The sequence below is a fragment of the Candidatus Poriferisodalis sp. genome (assembly GCF_965204195.1).
Lineage (GTDB): Bacteria > Actinomycetota > Acidimicrobiia > Acidimicrobiales > Poriferisodalaceae > Poriferisodalis.
Window position 1 is genome coordinate 2,719,062 of sequence record NZ_OZ241975.1, and the last position, 17,544, is coordinate 2,736,605.

Consider the following 17,544-nt stretch of genomic DNA (forward strand, 5'->3'; position numbering starts at 1 on the left):
GGGTCAGACGACGTTGATGGGGTGGGGCACTGGTTGGTTGAAGAGGTAGCCCTTGCGGTTGAAGGGGACCTTTTCGGGCTGGGTGTTGCCGGCGGTATCGGTGGCTCGGGTCATCACGGTGTGGCGACCTGCGGGCGCATCCCAGGTGAACTCGAATCGGACCCAGCCGAGGCGCGCCTGCGGGCCTACGAGCTGTGCTTCGTGCCACGACTGGCCGGAATCGTCGCTCCATTCCACCGCGGCGATCCTGCCTGCCGGCGAATGGGCGTAGCCGCCGATGCGGCGCTCACCGGTATCGAGCTGGGCCGGCCATGGCAGCGCGAGCGCACTCTTGATGGTTTGGGCGGTCGTCACGACGCCTTCGGCTTGCCCCTCGGGCGGGTAGGCGTCGCCGATCAGGACGTACGAGGACGTGTTGTTGCGCGCCCACTGCTGATCCGCCGAGACCACGATGCGGCTGAGCCACTTGATGCTCGTGCTGCCGACCCAGCCCGGGACGAGCGCCCGGAGCGGGTAGCCGTGGTCGCGCGGCAGCGTGGCGCCGTTCATGCCGTGTACCAGCAGCGTGTCGGGGTCCATCGCCTTGGCCACCGGGATCACACGGCGGAAGCCCGCCTCGGGCGAGTCGATGTCCATGCCGATGAGCATCACGCTGGCGGCGGCGTCGCTGGTGCCCGCCGCGCTCAGCACGTCTGCGAGCGGCACACCGGTCCACGTGGCATTGCCGACGGCACCTGTTCCCCATTGCGTGCCCTCGGCTGCCTGGCCATTGACCAGGTCGAACATGGCACGGTGGTTCCCGGCGCATTCGAGATACGCCTCCAGCGTTCGGCTCTCCATGCCGAGCAGGTCGTCATGGGACATCTCGACCGCAGCAGGTACGGCGTCACCGGTGATGCTCAGTGACCAGTCGTCGACTGCGATATCGAGGCTGACGGAGTTGTTCCGCACGAAGAAGAACCGTTCCGGCGTGATCAGTCCGTCCATGTTCTCAAGACGGGCTTCGAGGCCCGCAGTGCCGCGCACAATGAACGGGGCCGGATCCTTGAACCACGGCGCCGTCCCGACCGCCGGGGCTGTCGACGCCGAAGTCTCAACCGCAACCCGGGTGCCGGTGCATGCGGCCAGTGCCGCAGAAGCCCCGCCGGCCGACAGCAGCCAGAGGAACCTGCGGCGGCTCATTCCCCGCTCGTGGGCGAACTCCCAGAGCGGTCGAGGTTGCGCGGCCCCGGTCACCATTGGCCCCGCACGAACTAGAGCTGCAGGTACGTATCGAGGCCGATCGTGACGCCGGGGTACTCACCGATGGACTTGCAGGCGAGCAGCACGCCCGGCATGAACGACACCCGGTCCAGGCTGTCGTGGCGGATGGTGAGCGTCTCCCCGGCCGTGCCCAGCAGCACCTGCTGGTGCGCCACCAGCCCCCGCAGCCGCACGGAGTGAACCGGAATGCCGCCGGGGCCCTTGCCGCCGCGGGCGCCCGGCACCACCTCGTCGCGGGTGGGATCGGGCCCCCAGTCATCGGATGCCGCTGCCATCGCACGCACGGTCTGCATGGCAGTGCCGGAGGGGGCGTCCACCTTGTTGTCGTGATGGAGCTCGATGACCTCGGCTGTCGGGAAGAACGGAGCGGCAAGCTCGGCGAAGCGCATCATGAGCACCGCCCCGATGGCGAAGTTCGGGGCGATGAGGCAGTTGCTGGCGGTGAACGCTGCCCGGCATCGCTCGTAGTCGTCGGGATCGAGACCGCTGGTGCCGACGACGGCGTGCACACCGTTCTCCGCGCACCATGCCAAGTTCTCGCGGGCTGCAGCGGCAACCGTGAAGTCGACAGCCACATCGACGGCAGCCGGGTCGATGTCCGCGACCGACGTGACAATGTCGATGCTGTCGGTGACGTCTCGCTCACCGCCTGCGCCCGGATCCACACCAGCCGCCAATTGCAGGTCGTCGTCGTCGGCAACCGCCTCGCAGACGGTTGCGCCCATACGCCCGCCCGCGCCGAACACCAGCACTCTCACGACGGTCACGCTAGTGGCGCGTCAGAACGCCTCGTTGTGTGCCGGACGGCCGCACGGCCCCTCCGGCGAGCGGAGCCCCTTAGCGGCGTCCGCGACGGCGGCCTGAACCCCGTCCGGACTGCTCGAGCTCGGGCCCGAGGTCGCCGTAGACGTCCTTGGCGATCTGCTCGAAGTGCTCGCCGAACGAGACGTCCTCACGGGCAGTACCGCTCGGTGCCGATGCGGCGCCGCCCTCATCATCGCCATCGGTGGCGGCAGCCGGTGCATCGGCACCATCGCCCGCCGGCACCGCGGCGGCCACCGGCGTGCGGGATCGGCGTGTGCCGTTGCCGCTGCTGTCCCGGTCGCGGTCGCGGCCTCGACCACCGTCACGGCCCCGACCACGATCACGCTGCGGCCGGTCGTCGTCTGCTCCGTCGGCGTCGCCCTCGGAGCCCCCGACCTGCGTCGGATCGGCAGGCGAGAGGCTGATCTTGCCGTTGGGGTCGATCTCCTCGACGATCACGCTCACCACATCGCCAAGCTCGAGCACTTCCTCGACCGAGTTCAGCCGCCGGCGGCCACCCAGCTTGGAGATGTGCAGCAATCCGTCGGTGCCAGGCAGCACGTTCACGAAGGCACCGAACTTGGTGATGTTGACCACGCGGCCCTCGTAGGTGGCACCCACGTCGGGCGTCGGCGGGTTGACGATCAGCCGGATCTGCCGCTCGGCCTCGTCCACGACCTCGCGGTCGGTGGCGCCGATGCTGACCGTGCCCACGGTGCCGTCGTCGTCGACATTGATGTCGGCGCCGGTCTCCTCCTGGATGGAGTTGATGACCTTGCCCCGCGGTCCGATGACCTCGGCGATCTTGTCGATCGGGATCTCGAAGCTGGTGATCTTCGGCGCCGTCTCGCCCACGTCGGGCCTCGGCTCGGCAATCGCAGCCCGCATGACGTCGAGGATCTGCAGGCGAGCCTGCCGGGCTTGCTGCAGCGCTTGGGCAAGCACCTCGGCGGGAATGCCGTCGATCTTGGTGTCGAGCTGGAGCGCCGTGATGGCGTCTTCGGTGCCGGCGACCTTGAAGTCCATGTCGCCGAAGGCGTCTTCGGCACCCAGGATGTCAGTGAGCGTCACGTACTTGCCGTCGGCATACACCAGGCCCATCGCCACACCGGCGACGTGGTCCACGATCGGCACACCGGCATCCATCAGCGACAGCGATGATGCGCACACCGACCCCATCGAGGTGGATCCGTTGGAGGTGAGCACGTCGGACACCAGCCGGATCGCGTAGGGGAAGTCTTCCTTGGACGGGATGACCGGGAAGATCGCTCGCTCGGCAAGTGCCCCGTGGCCGATCTCGCGCCGCTTGGGGCCACGCATGAAGCCGGCCTCGCCGGTGGAGAACGGCGGAAAGTTGTAGTGGTGCATGAACCGGCGCCGGTCCTGAGGATTCAGGGTGTCGACGATCTGCTCCATCCGGGACATCGCCAAGGTGGTGACATTCAGCACCTGGGTCTCGCCGCGCTGGAACAGGCCCGATCCGTGAGCGGTGCGGCCGAGGTAGCCCGCGACCGACGAGAGCGGCCGGACCTCATCTGTGGCGCGTCCATCAATACGGAAGCCGTCGGCCACGATGCGCTCGCGCACGATCTCTTTCGACAGCGACCTGACGGCCTCACGGATCTGATCGGGGGCGCCGTCGAGATCGGCGAACTCTGCGGCGACCTCGTCGACCACGGCGCCGCTGGTCTCAGACTGTGCCGCCTCGCGGTCAGCCTTGTCGGCGATGGCCATCACCTCACGCATGCGGTCGGTGGCGACCTCGCGGACGCGATCGAGCACCTCGTCGGAGTAGTCCTTGCTGGACGTGTACTCCATCACCGAGATCGGCCCGGATTGCTCTTCGACCAGCCGGCGCAGCGACTTCTGCATCTCGATGATGTCGTCGATCCACTGCTTGGAGGCCTCGAGACCGCTGGCGAGCACGTCCTCGGTGACCTTCGGCGCGCCCTCGGCGTAGTACTCGAAGGCCTTCTCGGTGCCGCCGGCCTCCACCATCATCACGGCAATGTCGCCGCTGTCGAGCTGGCGACCGGCCACGACCATCTCGAACGTGGCGGCCTCGGACTCTTCGTGGGTGGCGAAGGGAATCCACTCGCCGTCGGTGGACCAGGCGATGCGCACACCGGCGATCGGGCAGTCGAACGGGATGCCGCTCAGCCACAGGGCGGCCGACGCCCCGTTCAGCGCCACCAAGTCGTACGGGTTGACGTGGTCGGCGCCGAGGATCGTGCCCACGATGTGGGTGTCGTGGCGGTAGTCGCTCGGAAAGTTCGGCCGCAGCGGGCGGTCGATGAGCCGGCAGGTGAGGATCGCATCGTCGGACGCACGCCCCTCCCGCCGGAAGAACGAGCCGGGAATCCGGCCCACGGCGTACATGCGCTCCTCGATGTCGACGGTGAGCGGGAAGAACGATGCGCCGTCGCGTGGGCGGCTCGACGCGGTTGCGGTGACGAGCACCTGCGTGTCGCCGATGCGGGACGTGACCGCCCCGTTCGCGAGCCCGGCAAGCACGCCGGTCTCGAAGGTGATGGTCTTGTCGGTGCCCGCGATGGGACCGGTGACCGAAATGGCTTCAGCCATGTCTGCTCCTGTTGTGGGGTGGGGATCGGTGGTCAGCGCCGGAGGCCGAGCTTTGCGATCAAAGCTCGGTACCGCTCGACGTCGTTGGCGTTCAGGTAGTCGAGCAACCTGCGCCGTCGTCCGACGAGCTTCAACAGCCCTCGGCGGCTGTGGTGATCCTTGTGGTGGGTCTGGAGGTGTTCGGTGAGGTGGTCAATGCGCGCGCTCAACTGAGCGACCTGCACCTCTGGCGATCCGGTGTCGGCCTCGGAATGGCGATGTTCGTCGATCACCGAAGCCGCTGGACTTGATCTCTTGGCACTCATGCCGTTGCTGTATTCCCTCTGTGTTGCCGTCGCAGGGCCGAAGGGAGGCCTGCTGCGACGAGCCGACCGGACAACCCGGCCGTGGTCTTCTGTCTCTTGTCAGCCGTTCAGGCTACCAGCAGAACTGTGGTGCGCCCGCTGAGGAGGCGAGTCAGGTGTGGAGGCATTTTGCGGCATCTTCGATGTCTCGGCGAAGCTGAGTCTTCAGCTCGTCGATGCCGTCGAAGCGGCGCTCGGGCCGCAGCCTGCGCACGAAGCGGACCTTGGCGGTCTCGTCGTAGAGATCTCCGCGGAAGCCGATCAGGTGCGCCTCGATCAGCGAGCGCTCCGCGAATTCGTAGAACGTCGGGCGGCGGCCGATGTTGACAGCCGCCGGGTATTGGGCTCCATCGGGGCGCACGTACCAGGCGGCGTAGACACCGTCGGCAGGAATCTGCAGGTCGGGAGTGGTGGGCAGGTTGGCGGTGGGCACGCCGATCTGGCGGCCGCGGCGGTCGCCGAGCGTGACGACGCCACGCACTTCGAACGGCCGCCCCAGCAGCCGATGGGCTCGTTCCACATCCCCCGCGGCAAGCGCTTCGCGGATCGATGTGGACGAGATCACGTCGCCGTCGCCGGTCATCTGCTTCACCAACGGGAGCCCGACCACTTCGTAGCCGTACTCAGCGCCGACCTGGCGCAGCGTCTCGATATTGCCCCGGCGTCCTTTGCCGAAATGGAAGTCGGCGCCGACCACGATCGCCCGTGCGGTCAGGCATCTCACGAGTATCTCGTGCGCGAACTGCTCAGCAGGCACTGCCGCCTGCGCCTCGTCGAAGGTGACTACCAGCGTGAAGTCGACGCCGGTCTCGGCCAGCAGTTCGAGCTTGTGATCGAGGTCGCACAGCAGCAGCGGGGCGGATTCCGGCCGTACCACCGTGGCCGGGTGACGGTCGAAGGTCACGACTGCCGTCGCGCATCCTCGCTCCGCTGCGAGGCGATGCATCTCCGAGATCACGGTGCGGTGCCCGCGGTGAACGCCGTCATACTCCCCCACGGTCACGACGCTGCCGTGCTCGAGCACCGGGCACCAATCCAAGTCGCGGATGACCTCCATGCGCGCAACGCTACTCAGAGGCCGAGCCGGCGGGCTCGCTACTTGGGCAGAACAGTGGCACGCAAGCGACCTCCGGCGCGCTCGTGCACTGCTATGAGTCGATCCTCGGGATCGAACAATGCCCACGGGCCCGAGCCCCCGTAGCGATGAGCGGCCAGGTGGGTGCCTTGGCGGGCGCGGGCGGCGTCGTCGTCGGAGAGGCGGATCTGGGACAGGTCACGAACCAGTTCGGCGGGCGGTCGCAGCACCGCTTCTTCGGGGGCCTCAGCATCGGACAGCGAGAACGCGCCGCTGCGGGTTCGCCGGAGCGCTCGAATGTGAGCTCCGCCTCCCAGCGCATTCCCCAGGTCGGCGCCGAGCGTCCGGACGTAGGTGCCAGCAGAACAATCGACCGACGCCCGGTACACCTGCGGGTCGCCAGTGGGCTCCACCTCGAATCGGTAGACCTCGACCTCGCGTGGCACGCGTTCCGCAGCATCACCCGACCGGGCGATCTCGTGCAGACGGCGACCGCCGACACGGACGGCGGACACCATCGGCGGCAGCTGAGAGATGGAGCCGACGAAGCCCGCAGCCGCGTCGGCAACCTCAGCCGGTTCGAGATCCATGCACCAAGTCGCGACCGTCTCGCCGGCTGCATCGAGCGTGCTGGTCTCGACGCCGAACACGATCTCGCACTCGTAGCTCTTGCGGCCTGCGGTGGCGAACCGCAGCAGGCGCGTCGCATTGCCGATGCCGACCACCAGGACTCCCGTTGCGGACGGGTCGAGCGTGCCGGCGTGGCCGATGCGCCGCTCGCCGAAGCGGCGTCGCAGCATGCCCACCACGTCGTGCGAGGTGGGCCCGTGCGGCTTGTCGACGATGACGCTGCCATGAACGGTGGCCGGACGGCGTCGCGCCATGCCGTTCAGGGCCCCCCGTCCTGCTCATCGGAGAGGCCGGCCAGCAGATCTTCGATTCGCTCGGCGGCGATAGCCCCCCGGTCGCGGCGGAAACGAAGCGTGGGAGTGCGTCTCAGGCTGGTGCTCGCGCCCAAAGCCCGCTGGAGACGGTGATGGTGCTCATCGAACGCCTCAGCCGCCCTGTCTGCAGCATCGTCGTCGCGCACGTCGTAGTGCACGACGGCGACGCTCAGCTCACGATCGACATCCACGCCCGCAATCACGATGCCCTCGAACGCCTCGTCGAGCCGTTCCATCTCCGATGCCACAATGCCGCGCACGAGCTGGGCAACCCGATCGGTCCGCTCGTATCGGTGCGCAGTCGGCATCGTGCGCCGCCGACGGCGGGAGCGACGGGCCATCGGGCGGGTGCTCCGTCAGGCGACGCGGGCGATCTCGCGCTCGGTGTACGTCTCGATCACATCGCCCTCTTTCAGATCAGAGAAGTCAGAGAGACCGATACCGCACTCCATGCCCGCGGACACCTCAGCGACGTCGTCTTGGAAATGCCGCAGCGAGGAGATCGAACCCTTCCAGATGATCGTGCCGTCACGGAGGAACCTGACCTTGGCGCCGCTGCGCACGTTTCCATGCTCGACGACACAGCCGGCCACGGGTCCCACGCCCGAGATGCGGAAGACCTGGCGCACCTGCGCCTCGCCCATCACGATCTCCTCGAATTCCGGCTCGAGCAGGCCGACCATGGCGTTCTGCACATCGGAGATGAGGTCGTAGATGATCTCGTAGAGCCGGACTTCGACGTCCTCGGTCTCGGCCGTCTGGCGCGCATTGCGGTCGGGACGCACGTTGAAGCCGATGATCGTGGCTTCCGATGCCGCTGCGAGCTGCACGTCGTTCTCGTTGATGCCGCCCACCCCACGGCTCACAAAGGAGAGCTTGACGTCTTCGCGTTCGAGTTTGCGCAGGCTGTCGGTGACGGCCTCGAGCGAGCCATGGACATCGGCCTTGAGCACCAGGTTGAGCGTGGCGGCCTCACCGGCCTGCACCTGCTTGAAGATGTCCTCCAGCCGAGCTCCGCCGCCGCTGCCGCCAGCGGTGCCGGCCAAACTGGCCTGGCGCTGCCAGTGCTCGCGGGTCTCCGCAACCTTGCCTGCGGTCTTCTCGTCGGGCGCCACCACGAACAGGTCGCCCGAGCGCGCCACCTCGCCGAGACCGAGCACCTCCACGGGCATCGACGGACCCGCCTCGTTGAGCGGAGCGCCGCGATCGTCGGTCATGGCGCGCACACGGCCCCACGCGGCGCCGGCCACCATCGGCTCGCCGATGCGCAGCGTGCCGCGCTCCACCAGCACCGTCGCAACAGGACCGCGGCCACGGTCGAGATGGGCCTCGAGCACGATGCCGACCGCGCGCCCCGAAGCAGGGGCGGTGAGCTCTTCGAGCTCGGCGACGAGCAAGATCTGGTCGAGCAGTTCGTCGATGCCCTCACCCGTCATGGCCGACATGGGCACGGTGATCACCTCGCCGCCGTACGACTCGGGCACCAAGCCCCGTTCGGCCAGCTGGGCTCGCACCCGATCGGCGTCTGCGCCGGGCCGGTCCATCTTGTTGATGGCCACGATGATCGGCACGTCGGCCGCCTGCGCATGGTCAATGGCCTCGGCCGTCTGCGGCATGACGCCGTCATCGGCCGCCACCACCAGAACGACGACATCGGTGGCCTGCGCTCCCCTGGCTCGCATCGCCGTGAAGGCCTCGTGGCCGGGTGTGTCGATGAACGTGATCCGGTGGTCGTTCCGCGTGGTCTGGTATGCCCCGATGTGCTGCGTGATGCCGCCCGCCTCGCCCTCGGCAACGTTCGAGGAGCGAATGCGGTCCAGCAGCAGCGTCTTGCCGTGGTCGACGTGTCCCATCACCGTGACCACCGGGGGTCGGATGTGAGCGCCGTCGTCGGCGAGGTCGACTTCGAGCGCTCGCAGCAGCTCCTCTTCCTGCTCCGCGCCAGGCTCGGTGATGCGCACTTCGGCGCCGAGTTCGGCAGCGAAGAGCTCGATCATGTCATCGCTGAGCGATTGGGTGGCCGTCACCATCTCGCCTTGCTGCAGCAGGAATCGCACGATGTCGGCAGCCGAGCGATTCAGCCGGGCGGCCACTTCTTGAGCTGTCGATCCGCGCTCCACGACGATCTCGCCCTCGGGAACCGGCGCATCCACCGGCGTGTAGGCGGTGAGCTGCTGAGGCTGCAGTTCCTCGCGCTGGCGACGACGGCGCCGGCGCGGTCGGCCTCGTGGACCGCCTCTCGGTGCTCCCCGCGGCCCTCCCGGACGAGCACCGCCGGGGGGCCCGCCCGGACGGCCACCGGGGGGCGGCGGCGCTCCGGCGTGGGCGCGCCCGCCGCCTAGCCCACCTCCGTGCGGACGATCGCCGCCGCCGGCGGGACGTCGGAACCCACCGGGAGGTCCAGAGCGATACGGCCCCCCGCTGCGTGCTGATGTGCGGGGAGGACCCGGCGGCGGGGGGATCGGCTTTCCGGATCCCGAACGGGGCGCCGCAGGCGGCGGCGGGATCGGCCGGCCGTCGGCAGACTTCGGCGGCACCGGCAGACGGGAAGGAGGCGGCGGCAGTGCGGATCCGGCCGCCTCGTCCGGCGCTGGCCTCGAAGGCGCTGCCGGTTCCTCCGCGCGCGCTGCCGGACGCCCGGATGGCGGCAGAATCGGCCGCGCGGATTCCTGGCCGCTCGAGGTGACCAGCCGCCGTGGCGGCGGCACCGGCGGCGGGGCACCCGCCGGTGGCGGCGTGCTCGGGGGCGGTGGGGTGCCAGGCGGCGGCATCTCCGGCGAGGCGCTCGGCGGCTTCGGCGGAGCCGACTCGGCCGCAGCAGCAGGTTGAGATGGCGTCTGGGGGGCAGCTTCGGCGGCCGGCGCGACCGCGGGAGCCTGCGGCTCAGCCTCGGAGGCCGGCGCGGCCTGCGTAGCCGGCCTCGGCTCAGCCGGGGCTTTGCGAGCCGGTGCCTTGCGCGCTGGGCGGGTCGCCGGCGGTGACTGCTGCACCTCCGCCGAGTCGTCGCGCTCGGTCGCAGCGGCAGCCTTCGCCGGCGCTTTACGAGCCTTGCGTGCCTCGGGTGGCGGCTCGTCACGAATCAGTCCTTCACGCGCGGCCTTGCGCCGGACGCGGTCAGCCTGAGCATCCTCCATGCTGGACGAGTGCGTCTTCACACCGATGCCCAACGACTCGCATACGTCGAGCACCTCGGTGAGCGTCATGCCCAGCTCTTTGGAGAGCTCGTGAACGCGGACTTTCTTCGGCAAGCGGTCGGTCTTTCTTTTGGAGGTTCTGTCGAGAGTTGACGGGGCGCCCGGCGGGGCTCAGGGAATGAAACGGGGACGCGATGAGACGGGCCATCGGCCTCAAGGCGCCGTCGAGTCCGATGGAAGCGTACCGGCGTCGGTGCGAGCCTCTGCGGGGATCTCGGCGGCAGCAGCATCACCGTCCGCGCCGCCATCGGCAGCCGCGGCCGGAGCAGCAGTGGAGGTCTCCGCGGCAGCATCGCCGTCGCTGCCGGCGGTCGAGGCACCGTCCGCATCCTCCTGCTCGGTGACGGCTTCAGACCACTGGCCCGCGGTGATCGCTTCGCTGCCGTCGGCAGGAACCCAGGTCTGCTCGCCGGTGTCGGGGTTCGTGACCCACTCCCCCTCGGCCCACTCCTCCCCTGAGTAACCGGCTTCCTCCTCGGCGATCTGGGTCTCGCTCTTGATGTCAATGCGCCAGCCGGTCAGCCGGGCCGCCAAGCGCGCGTTCTGGCCCTCGCGGCCGATCGCCAGCGACAGCTGGTGGTCGGGCACGACAACCTCGGCAACACCCTCTTCGGAGTGGAAGCGAACTTCCCGGACCCGAGCCGGGGACAGCGCCTTCGCCACAAAGTCATGCAGGTCGTCAGAGAACGGGACGATGTCGATCTTCTCGCCTCGCAGCTCGTTCACCACCTGGCGTACCCGGCTGCCGCGGGCGCCGACGCATGCACCCACCGGGTCGATGTTGGGGTCATTCGACCAGACGGCGATCTTTGTGCGGTGGCCGGGCTCGCGCGCACACGCCTTCAATTCGACGACGCCATCGGAGATCTCGGGGACCTCCAGCTTGAACAGCTCGCGGATCAGCCCCGGATGCGTGCGCGACACGACGATCTGCGGACCCTTGGCGGTCTTGCGCACCTCCACGATGTACGCCTTGAGACGGCTGTTGGGCTCGGGCCGCTCATAGGGAACTTGCTCCGACTGGGGAAGCAGCGCCTCGACACGCCCCAAGTCGAGCAACGTGTAACGGGCGTCGTTCTGCTGGATGATGCCGGTGACGATGTCGCCCTCGCGGCCGGCGTACTCGTCGTACTTCATGTCGCGCTCGACTTCGCGGATGCGCTGGTTCAGGACCTGCCGCACGGTCTGGGCCACGATCCTGCCCAAGTCATGCGGCGTGTCGTCCCATTCCCGCAGGACATTGCCCAGCTCATCGACTTCTTGGGCGTAGACCGTGATGTTGAACGATTCGTCGATGATGACGTAGGCCTGTTCGGCGGCACCTTCGCGGCGTTTGTAGGCCGATTCAAGGCCGTTCGCGACCGCCTCGAGCAAGACCTCGGTGGTCATGCCCTTCTCGGCAGCGAGTGCTTGGAGCGCTTCCATGATCTCCGGGCTGTTCATCGTCCCTGCCTTCCTCCGGGGCCGCGTGGCGGTGAGCCCCATTCGAATGTCGTGCGGGCCTTGGCGATGTCGCCGAACGGCACCGACAGCGTTTGCCCGGCCTCTGGCTGGTCGGCGTGCTCGGCCACGCCACCGCCCGAGATCTCCTCGATGCGAATCGAAACCGCGGATCCGTCGGCTTCCAGGATCTCGCCGACGATGCGCCGGCGCAGCGGTGCGCTCGTGCGAATGACTGCCCGCTCGCCGACCGCACCCGCAAAGTGCTCTGGACGGCGCAGGCTGCGCTCGAGTCCTGGGCTGGACACCTCGAGCACATAGCGGCCGTTGATCAGGTCGGCGGTATCGAGTGCGATGGACAATCTGCGGCTGAGCTTGCTCAGCGCTTCAACACCGATGGCGGCGCCCTCCGTCGCCGTGGCCAGCACCACGAGCGTGCCGCCTCGCCACTGCACGTCGTAGAGGGCACAGCCGGTCTCGGCGGCAATCGGCTCGGCGAGTGCGGTGACCTGCGAAGGGTCAACGGCAGATGAGGTGTGCACCGGGGCGCGCGAGGCCGCAGCGGTGTCAGTCATCGCAACCTCCCTGTCCGCGTCGCCTCAGCCGCCCTCGGGGCTGTGCCTGCGGTACCAGCCCTTGCGGCCGAGCCACAAGAACCCGACCCACAAGAACATGGCGCAGAGCCCAGGTCCGACCGAAACTGTCCTGTAAACACGACGCTACCAAGGCGCTCAGATGGTTCCCGACCGCGATGTGACCCGATCATGCCGATCGGCGCATGCGACTGAACGGCAGCGGCGGCTCAATCTCTTGGTTGGGAGGCTCAGCGGCGACGGATGAGGGCGACGCGCTCGGCGGCCTGATTGACGTCGTCGCCCTGCTCGCTGACGAGCGCGGCGCGGTCGGCTTCGGCTGCAGCCGCTGCGCCGGCCTCCGCCCGCGACAGCGCCGCCTCGACGCCATCGGCCGCCACGATCTCAGCCCAGTTCACCAGCGCCGAGACCATCTCGTCCTCGGGCACCACCGACACAACCTGGCCCTTCACGAACAAATGGCCCCGGGATCGGCCCGCGGCGATCCCTAGGTCGGCACTGCGTGCCTCGCCCGGCCCGTTCACCACGCAGCCCATCACGGCAACCTGCACGGGCAGGTCGAGGTCACCGAAGGCCGCCTGCGCCTCCTGGGCCACCGAGATCACGTCCACCTCGGCACGGCCGCACGACGGGCAGGCAATGAGATCGGTACCCGAACGCTCACGCAGACCCAGCGCCTGGAGCAACTGCTGGCCGGCGGTGGCCTCCTCGACGGGGTCAGCCGTGAGGCTGTAACGGATGGTGTCGCCGATGCCTTCATTCAGCAGGGTCGCGATGCCTGCAGTCGACTTGACCAGGCCGGCGGGTGGAGGGCCGGCCTCGGTGACGCCGAGATGCAGCGGGAAATCGACCTCGTCGGCAAGCAGCCGGTATGACTCCACCATCAAGGTCACATCGCTGGCCTTGACCGAGATCTTGACATCGTGGAAACCCACCTCGTCGAAGTAGCCGAGCTCCCGCTTGGCCGACTCGACCAGTGCCGCCGGCGTCATGCCGAAGCGCGACTCGATGTCGGGATCGAGGGAGCCGCCATTGACGCCTATGCGGATCGGCACGCCGCGATCGCGGGCCTCCGTCGCGACAGCGCGGATCTGATCGGGCTTGCGGATATTGCCCGGATTCAGTCGCAAGCACGCCACTCCGGCGTCGAGCGCGGCGAGCGCGAGCCGGTATTGGAAGTGAACGTCTGCCACAAGGGGCACGGGCGAGCGCGGGACGATCTGCGCGAGCGCCTCGACGGCCGCGATGTCGTTTGCCGTGCAGCGCACGATGTCGGCCCCGGCGCCGGCCAGCGCGTAGATCTGCGCGAGTGTGCCGTCGACATCGGACGTCTTGGTGGTGGTCATCGACTGCACCGATATGGGTGCCCCGCCCCCGACCGCGACGGAGCCGACATGCACTTGACGGGTGTGCCGTCGGGCGTAGCTGGCAGAGGTACTCATGGCACCGAAGGTTTCACAGGTCGATCGGGTTGGCGATGTCGAGGTAGAGCAAGCCGATCGCCAGCAGGGCGAGCGCAGTCACCACCACAGCGACCACGGGGGCCAACGCCCGCGGATCACTGAGGTACCGGTCGCGCCCGCCGCGCTCCCGCCAGCGCTCATAGGTAGCTATCGCCACATGGCCGCCGTCGAACGGCGGCACCGGAACCATGTTGAACACGCCGAGGAAGACGTTGACCATGGCAAACATCAGCGCCCGCTCAGACCACCCCCAGGAGGTGTCCGAAGCCAGGTCCACGATGCCGAAGACCCCCAACGGCCGCATGCCTAGGTCGTCGTTCGCCGAGGGATCGCCAGGCGGCGACACGATGCGGTCGATCACGTCGCCGAAGTTCACGAACAACGACCAGATGCCACGCACCGAATCGACCATCGCCCGCCCGAGGTCGGTGAACGCACGGGCCGTTGCTGTGGGCAGTCCGGCCGTCTCGTAGGTAACCGCCTGAGAGGCACGAACGCCCAGCAGGCCCCGTCCCGTCTCGGGGTCTGCCGCCAGCGTGGTCTCGGTGGCGAGGAGGGTGCCGTCCCGCTCGATCTCCAACAGCACCAGTTCGCCTGGCCGCGCCTGCACCTGCGATACGAAAGCGTTCCAGTCGTCGGTGGCGGCACCGTTCACGGCCACGATGCGATCGCCCACTTCGATGCCTGCCGTGCCAGCCGGAAGCGTCACGCCGTCTCGCTGGCTCATCACCTCGGCAACTTGCCAGCGGTTCTCCTCGAGGGCGGGTGCGCCGAGCGCTGCATGCAACACCATGTAGGCGACCAGCGCCATCACCAAGTGCATGAGCGAACCGGCACACACCACCAGCAGCCGGCGCGGATAGCTCTTGACGCGGTAGGCGCGGTGCTCATCACCAGGCTCGACCACATCGCCGCTCGACATGCCGATCACGCGCACATAGGCCCCGAGCGGCAGGGCGCGCAGACCGTAGGTGGTTTCGCCGCGGCGGAAGCTCCACAGCCGCGGGCCGAAGCCCAGGAAGAAATCAGTGACCTTCATGCCCACAGCACGTGCGGCCACGTAGTGGCCGAACTCGTGCATGAACAGCACCCCGGCGAGCACGACCGCTGCGCCGACGGCGAACGGGTAACCCCAAGCCAGCAACGCAAGCACCACAAGCGCTGCCATGCCCCCGACGGTGCGCGCGACCGAGCCCAACGTCGGCGCCTGCGGTTCGTCGGTATGGCCCCTCATGCGCGGATGCCCGTCACTGCAGCGGCTACCGAGCGACGCCCCCCGCGATCCGCAGCGATCACCGCATCCACGCTGTCGGCTGAGGCTCCATCGTGATCCTGCATCGCAACCGAAATCACACGCTCGATCTCGTGCCAGCGCAGGTGCCCGGACAGGAACGCACCAACAGCATGCTCGTTGGCACCATTCAGCCACGCGGGTGCGGTGCCGCCTGCTCGACCCGCGTCGTACGCCAGGCGCAAGCAACCGAAGGTATCGGTGTCGGGCAAGTCGAATTCGAGGCGACCGACCGTCGACCAGTCGACGGCACCGAACGGAGTCCCGATGCGCTCGGGATAGGCGAGGGCGTAGCCGATCGGCAGGCGCATGTCCGGCAGCGAGAGCTGCGCGACGGTGCTGCCGTCGGCGAACGTCACCATCGAGTGAACCACCGATTGCGGCTGGATGACCACCTCGATCCGGTCGTAGTCGACCCCGAACAGCTCGTGCGCTTCGATGACCTCGAGGCCCTTGTTCATGAGGGTCGAGGAGTCGACCGTGATCTTCGGTCCCATCGACCACGTGGGGTGCGCCAAGGCGTCTGCCACGGTCACCTCGCGCAGCTCGGCGGCGGTGCGACCGCGGAACGGCCCGCCGCTGCCGGTGAGAATCAGCCGCTCCGGCGGTGCCGGCTGGCCGGCGAGGCACTGGTGCAGAGCGCTGTGCTCGCTGTCGACGGGAATGAGCTCGGCGCCGGGCACTGCCCGCAAGGGCTGCACCAGCGGTCCCGCTGCGATGAGGCTCTCCTTGTTCGCCAGCGCCAGACGACGCCCGGCCCGAAGCGTCGCCAGGGTGACACCCAGCCCTGCGAAGCCCACCACACCATTCACGACAACGTCGGCCGTGCCCGCGAGATCGGCGAAGGCATCGGCGCCGGCCAGCACTTCGATTCCGGCGGGCAGCGCGGCCCGCAGCTCCGGCACCAGCCCCGCATCGCCGATGGCTACTGCGGCCGGCGCAAACTCGGCCGCTTGGGCTGCGAGCTCGCTCACCGAGCTGTTCGCGGCAAGGGCGACGGCCCGGAACCGGTCCGGCTCGGCGCGCATGACCTCCAGCGTCTGAGTGCCGATCGAACCCGTCGAGCCGAGCACCGCGACGGTCGTCGCGCCCATGGACCTACCCGACGACGAGTGTGCCGACGAAGTACGCCGCCGGCAAGGAAAAGAGCAGCGCGTCGAAGCGATCGAAGACACCGCCGTGACCGGGCAGCAGGCTGCCCATGTCCTTGATCGCCACATCGCGCTTGACCATCGACTGCGTCAGGTCTCCCAGCGGCGCAGCAAGTGCGACAGCGAGGCTCAGCCACAGGGCGTCCAGCAGGCCTCCGGTCCACGGGAACACGCCAGGGAAGCGATTCATCACGAGCGTGGTGATCACCACCGACAGCACGATGCCCCCGATGAGACCCTCGTGGGTCTTGCTCGGGCTGATGCGCGCTGCGAGTCGGCTCTGGCCCGTCGTTCGACCCACGACATAGCCACCTACGTCGTACACCACCGTCCCGATCACAGCGGCGATCAGCATCGAGTCGCCGTTCGGCTCGCGCAGCATCAGCGCGGCGAACGATCCCAAGCCGCCGATCCACAGCAGACCGAGTGCGGTGATGGCCATGTTCGCGGTGGGATGGTCTCGCTCGACGCCGAACAGGAACCAGCAGAGGATGGTCACCGCAGCAACGGCCAGCACGATCGGATAGGCCTCGACACCACGCAGGTGCACAGCGACGGTCAAGCCTGCGACGCCCGCAAGACCCGCCAGCGTCGCCGGGCGGTAGCCCAGCGGCCGGGCGGCTCGGTAGAACTCTGCTGCGGCCAGCACGAGCACGATCGCAACGAGCGCCACGGTGGCTGCTTCGCCCAGCCGCAGCGCGCCAAAGAACAGCGCGGCCAGCACGGCACCTACCGCAATGGCAGCCGGCAGGTTGCGACCGGTGCCGCCGGAGTCCGATGGGGCATTGTGCAAGACAGTCCGGGCTTCGTCGCTCACGACTCCACGCTCCTCATAGTCCTGGTTCCCCTCGCGCCAGTGTGATGCAGACGCATCGAGCTGAGCCCATTGAGCGAAGCGATCAGTCTCGGATGGCGCGGCACCAGCCTCCGACGGTACTTCGGCAGCGGTCGGGGCCGCGGCGGCAGGCGCCGGATCGTCGGCGTATGTGGCGGCAGCCGCAGCGGGGGGTGCCACTGGCATGTCGGCCAGCGTTGGGGAGGCATCAGCAGGCGGGATCGACGGCGGGGTCGTCTCGTCAGGCGAGTCGAACAGCGGTTCAAGATTCTCTGCGGCGGGTGCCTCGGGGTCGGGGGCCGCCGGAGTCTCGCTGGCCAGACGCGGGTCGTCGGGAAGTTGGGGGAACAGGCGCGAGCCGCCGCGACGCTCCGGCTCCGCAGCGGCCGCTTCGGGTTCCGCTGGCGGCACCGCCGGCTCGTCCGACGCTGGAGCGTCGTCGGCGTCGAAGTTCACCAGCGGCCGGGTCGAGCCCAGCGGATCGTCGGCACCCGGCGGATCGCTGGGATCAGAACCGGAGTGGGCCGGCGGATGCGCGCTGCTTTCGGACATCTACCTTCACAC

At 68.5% G+C, this 17,544-nt stretch carries 15 protein-coding genes and 1 pseudogene; 1 reads left to right on the forward strand and 15 read right to left on the reverse strand.

Going from position 1 to position 17,544, the window contains the following annotated elements:
• Window positions 1-3: 3 nt before the first annotated feature.
• From ACOGI8_RS12145 to infB, 8 genes are all read right to left on the reverse strand, one after another.
• On the reverse strand, window positions 4-1,182 hold the full coding sequence (locus ACOGI8_RS12145; RefSeq protein WP_419854063.1) for a sulfite oxidase: 1,179 nt from the start codon (window positions 1,180-1,182) through the stop codon (window positions 4-6).
• 71 nt (window positions 1,183-1,253) lie between these two features.
• On the reverse strand, window positions 1,254-2,021 hold the full coding sequence (dapB, locus tag ACOGI8_RS12150) for a 4-hydroxy-tetrahydrodipicolinate reductase (protein ID WP_419854064.1): 768 nt from the start codon (window positions 2,019-2,021) through the stop codon (window positions 1,254-1,256).
• A gap of 79 nt (window positions 2,022-2,100) precedes the next feature.
• Window positions 2,101-4,650: a polyribonucleotide nucleotidyltransferase gene (locus ACOGI8_RS12155; protein ID WP_419854065.1), complete on the reverse strand. Its 2,550-nt coding sequence runs from the start codon at window positions 4,648-4,650 to the stop codon at window positions 2,101-2,103.
• Window positions 4,651-4,682: 32 nt separating this feature from the next.
• Window positions 4,683-4,955 (reverse strand): 30S ribosomal protein S15, encoded by a 273-nt coding sequence (gene rpsO / locus ACOGI8_RS12160; RefSeq protein WP_323673084.1) that lies wholly within the window; start codon window positions 4,953-4,955, stop codon window positions 4,683-4,685.
• 151 nt (window positions 4,956-5,106) lie between these two features.
• Window positions 5,107-6,051 carry a bifunctional riboflavin kinase/FAD synthetase gene (locus tag ACOGI8_RS12165; protein ID WP_419854066.1) on the reverse strand — a complete coding sequence of 315 codons (945 nt, stop codon included), beginning with the start codon at window positions 6,049-6,051 and terminating at the stop codon, window positions 5,107-5,109.
• Between the two features lie 38 nt (window positions 6,052-6,089).
• Window positions 6,090-6,953: a tRNA pseudouridine(55) synthase TruB gene (gene truB, locus ACOGI8_RS12170; protein ID WP_419854067.1), complete on the reverse strand. Its 864-nt coding sequence runs from the start codon at window positions 6,951-6,953 to the stop codon at window positions 6,090-6,092.
• Between the two features lie 5 nt (window positions 6,954-6,958).
• Window positions 6,959-7,321 carry a ribosome-binding factor A gene (locus tag ACOGI8_RS12175; RefSeq protein WP_419854068.1) on the reverse strand — a complete coding sequence of 121 codons (363 nt, stop codon included), beginning with the start codon at window positions 7,319-7,321 and terminating at the stop codon, window positions 6,959-6,961.
• A gap of 48 nt (window positions 7,322-7,369) precedes the next feature.
• Complete coding sequence (gene infB / locus ACOGI8_RS12180; protein ID WP_419856405.1) at window positions 7,370-9,166, reverse strand: translation initiation factor IF-2; 1,797 nt, start codon at window positions 9,164-9,166, stop codon at window positions 7,370-7,372.
• A gap of 280 nt (window positions 9,167-9,446) precedes the next feature.
• Here infB and ACOGI8_RS12185 point away from each other — a divergent pair, with 280 nt between their 5' ends.
• Window positions 9,447-9,842 (forward strand): hypothetical protein, encoded by a 396-nt coding sequence (locus tag ACOGI8_RS12185; protein WP_419856434.1) that lies wholly within the window; start codon window positions 9,447-9,449, stop codon window positions 9,840-9,842.
• Between the two features lie 281 nt (window positions 9,843-10,123).
• Here the strand turns inward: ACOGI8_RS12185 and ACOGI8_RS12190 are convergent.
• The 7 genes and pseudogenes from ACOGI8_RS12190 to ACOGI8_RS12220 all read right to left on the reverse strand — a co-directional run.
• Window positions 10,124-10,261: pseudogene (locus tag ACOGI8_RS12190) on the reverse strand (translation initiation factor IF-2 N-terminal domain-containing protein); the annotation flags it as partial.
• Window positions 10,262-10,360: 99 nt separating this feature from the next.
• On the reverse strand, window positions 10,361-11,650 hold the full coding sequence (nusA, locus tag ACOGI8_RS12195; protein ID WP_419854069.1) for a transcription termination factor NusA: 1,290 nt from the start codon (window positions 11,648-11,650) through the stop codon (window positions 10,361-10,363).
• On the reverse strand, window positions 11,647-12,222 hold the full coding sequence (gene rimP / locus ACOGI8_RS12200) for a ribosome maturation factor RimP (RefSeq protein ID WP_419854070.1): 576 nt from the start codon (window positions 12,220-12,222) through the stop codon (window positions 11,647-11,649). The genes nusA and rimP overlap by 4 nt, the downstream gene beginning before the upstream one ends.
• A 248-nt stretch (window positions 12,223-12,470) precedes the next feature.
• Window positions 12,471-13,682 (reverse strand): flavodoxin-dependent (E)-4-hydroxy-3-methylbut-2-enyl-diphosphate synthase, encoded by a 1,212-nt coding sequence (gene ispG / locus ACOGI8_RS12205; protein WP_419854071.1) that lies wholly within the window; start codon window positions 13,680-13,682, stop codon window positions 12,471-12,473.
• Window positions 13,683-13,695: 13 nt separating this feature from the next.
• Window positions 13,696-14,937, reverse strand: a complete 1,242-nt coding sequence (locus ACOGI8_RS12210; protein ID WP_419854072.1) for a M50 family metallopeptidase — start codon at window positions 14,935-14,937, stop codon at window positions 13,696-13,698.
• Window positions 14,934-16,088 carry a 1-deoxy-D-xylulose-5-phosphate reductoisomerase gene (gene dxr / locus ACOGI8_RS12215; protein ID WP_419854073.1) on the reverse strand — a complete coding sequence of 385 codons (1,155 nt, stop codon included), beginning with the start codon at window positions 16,086-16,088 and terminating at the stop codon, window positions 14,934-14,936. Before dxr ends, ACOGI8_RS12210 begins: the two co-directional genes overlap by 4 nt.
• A gap of 4 nt (window positions 16,089-16,092) precedes the next feature.
• Entirely contained in the window at window positions 16,093-17,532 is a 1,440-nt protein-coding gene (locus ACOGI8_RS12220) for a phosphatidate cytidylyltransferase (protein WP_419854074.1), read from the reverse strand.
• Between the last annotated feature and the right edge of the window lie 12 nt (window positions 17,533-17,544).